This is a genomic window from Dietzia sp. DQ11-38-2 (assembly GCF_014145055.1).
Lineage (GTDB): Bacteria > Actinomycetota > Actinomycetes > Mycobacteriales > Mycobacteriaceae > Dietzia.
This window is the reverse complement of sequence record NZ_JAALDW010000372.1, coordinates 1-1,119: the sequence shown is the minus strand read 5'-3', so window position 1 is coordinate 1,119 and position 1,119 is coordinate 1. Positions and strand designations below refer to the sequence as shown.

2 protein-coding genes are annotated in these 1,119 nt (G+C 72.2%); one reads left to right on the top strand and one right to left on the bottom strand.

Features of this window, described 5'->3' with window-relative positions; all coding sequences use genetic code 11:
• Positions 1–862: Sir2 family NAD-dependent protein deacetylase (locus tag G6026_RS12500; RefSeq protein ID WP_241728066.1), on the top strand; the 862-nt coding region annotated here is incomplete at its 5' end.
• A gap of 38 nt (positions 863–900) precedes the next feature.
• On the opposite strand, the gene G6026_RS12495 is transcribed toward G6026_RS12500, so the two are convergent.
• A partial coding sequence (locus G6026_RS12495) for a PUA domain-containing protein (protein WP_347238101.1) occupies positions 901–1,119 on the bottom strand: 219 nt, incomplete at its 5' end.

The following is a 1,119-nucleotide window of genomic DNA, read 5'->3' as shown; positions in this document are numbered from 1 at the left end:
GGCCTGGACTCCCGCCGCGCGCACCGATCCGGACCGGGACCTGTCGGCGCGGGCGGCCGCGGTCGCCGACCTCATGCGGGGCCGGCGCACCACGATTCTCACCGGCGCGGGGATCTCCACCCCCTCCGGGATCCCCGACTACCGCGGCCCCGACTCCCCCGCCCGGACCCCCATGACCTTCCAGCAGTTCGTCGGTGACCCCGGGTTCCGGCGCCACTACTGGGCCCGGAATCACCTGGGTTGGCGACACATGGAGGCCGCCCGGCCCAACGCGGCCCACGCGCTGCTGGTCGACTGGGAGCGCCGGGGGCTGGTCCACGGCGTCATCACCCAGAACGTCGACCTGCTCCACCTCAAGGCGGGCAGCCGCCGGCTCGTGGACCTCCACGGCACCTACGCCGTGGTGACGTGCCTCGACTGCGGGCTGCGCCAGAGCAGGTGGGCACTGCACGAGGAGCTCGACCGCCTCAACCCCGGGTTCGCGGAGCGGGTGGCCACACGCGGCGCCATCGAGGTCGCCCCGGACGCGGACGCCGTTCTCGCCGACACCGCGGACTTCCGCATGGTGGACTGCCGCCGGTGTTCGGGAGTGCTCAAACCCGACATCGTCTACTTCGGGGAGAACGTTCCGGCGCACCGCGTGGCCGCGGCCAACGACCTGGTCGACGAGTCCGACCTCGTCATCGTCGTCGGGTCCTCTCTCACCGTCCGGTCCGGGTACCGGTTCGTGCGGCGTGCGGTGACCACCGGCACGCCCGTGGTCGTGATCAATCGCGGCCACACCCGGGCGCACTCAGAGGCCACCCTGACGATCGACGGCGACTGCGTGGACGTGCTCGCCCTCGTCGACCAGGCCCTGTAGAGACAAGGCCCTGTAGCGACCAGGCACTCCGGCGAGGTCTAGAGCGCCACCAGGTCGTCGGCGTGCACGAGCGGACGTCCCTGGCCCGCCGTACCTCTGCCCGCGGCGCGGTCGGCCAGTCGCGAGCGCACCTCGATCGAGTCGTACTGGGCGATCCCCCTCGCGACGGTCTGACCGGCGGGATCGCGCATCTCGATCACGTCGCCGAAGTGGAACAGCCCGTCGACGCCGGTCACACCCGCCAGCAGCAGCGAGCG